2 protein-coding genes are annotated in these 1,656 nt (G+C 36.7%); both read right to left on the minus strand.

Translation table 11 applies throughout. The features are described 5' to 3' along the window. Positions 1 to 437: hypothetical protein (locus G4P69_RS37990; protein WP_208355113.1), on the minus strand; the 437-nt coding region annotated here is incomplete at its 3' end. A gap of 347 nt (positions 438 to 784) precedes the next feature. Then, on the minus strand, positions 785 to 1,656 hold an 872-nt coding region (locus tag G4P69_RS37995), incomplete at its 5' end, for a cation:proton antiporter (RefSeq protein WP_208355122.1).

The following is a 1,656-nucleotide window of genomic DNA, read 5'->3' on the forward strand; positions in this document are numbered from 1 at the left end:
TGTAATCTCAAATTAAACTTTTGTTCAATTTCTGGGATTGCCAACTTGCGCACCTCACCGGTAACTTGAATTTGTGAGTCTCGTTCTAAAGGTAAGTCAAAAGGCTCACTAGAGGCATTTATAACTACTACTGGTTGTCCTTTTAAGAAGTGTTTATCACTTACAGTGAATGAGCTTAAACCAACTTTTTTAATTGGTGTGCTTGTAATTGTAACGGTTTTACCAATAGCTTCTTTTGTTGTTTTATAATTTATTTCAGATGCGGTAACAAGTTGTGAAGGAACGTCATCATCTGGATTAACAAAGTAGGAGGCTCGAAAGAATACAGCTACTATTATCAATACTATCAATACTTTTGCATCCCACAGCCTTTGTAAGATATCTGTTGCAGGGGAAATACGATGATTATTATTCTGGTTTTTATCTGTTGTGTTCATAGCGTTGTAAGATTCAACTTTCTAATAGCAGTTAGTTACCCAACCAAAATCGAGAGCAATTATTTCCTTTTACTTGTCAATAATTGCTTTTTTTATTGTTAATTTGTTCCGTGACAGCTGATACAAACAGCTTTTACTAAATTAGATATTAGCAAGTTATGTTTGAAAAAACATTGTAACTGGAGTAATAGAAATAGTATTTAGATATGCTTTAATGCATATATTAATAGGCATATTTTTGCAAATTTGAGTAATTTCGCAATAATGGTAGAATGATGGGACAAGGGAGATGTTACTCCCCACAGACCCCATACTCCCTTAGGCAGAATTATTTTTCCGACCTGTTTTCATCGCACATTCCCCAAAACTTTTTGTAGGAAGGGGGTAAATTCTTTATTTAACCGAACTCTTCGGACTAATTGAGCATAACTATCGACCTCAACTTCTAACAGTTCTTCTTGCTGTTGTTCAAGCGCAAAACTTTGTAAGCTGGGATACTCTTGTTGTAACTGCTCAATTTCTGCTCGCAATTGTTCAATAGCTTCTTTGATTAATGTTTCTTCAGAATGGTAAACTTCTAAAGTAATCCTAGGTCGTTGATTTGCTTGAAGATATTGTAGAGTAGAATTGAGGGCAATAATCCTTGCATTTAGCTCTAAATAGCGTTGGCGCAAAGGCTGGTCACCGAGAAGATTCAATTGTTGTAACAACGGTTTAATGCTCAATCCTTGGAAGAGCAGGGTAAATAGAACCACACCAAATACTGTCGCAATTATTTTGTGTCTCTCTGGTAAAATCGTTGGTACACTTAATGCTAACGCGATAGAAACAGAACCACGCAATCCACTCCACCAAAGTATAATTTGATCTGGAAAAGGAATTTTTTGCACTTGTACGAAATCGCTCAACTTACTCAGAGACAAGATAGCGATCGCTCGCATCAAAATCATTGCAACAACTGTTACTGCAATGATTGGTAAATTCTCTCCTAAATCGGCAAAACGGACTTGATCTCCTATTAAAAGGAATACAATCGAGTTCACAAAGAACGCGAGAAACTCCCAAAACTCACTAATAATTATCCTTGTTCGCGAACTCATGCCAATGCGAGAGCCAAAATTACCCAAAATTAAGCCTGTGGTTACAACTCCAATCACAGCAGATCCGCCCAAGTCATCAGTAATTAAATAAGTAGCGTAGGCAGAAATCAAGGTGAACG

This window comes from Aetokthonos hydrillicola CCALA 1050 (assembly GCF_017591665.1).
Taxonomy (GTDB): domain Bacteria; phylum Cyanobacteriota; class Cyanobacteriia; order Cyanobacteriales; family Nostocaceae; genus Aetokthonos; species Aetokthonos hydrillicola.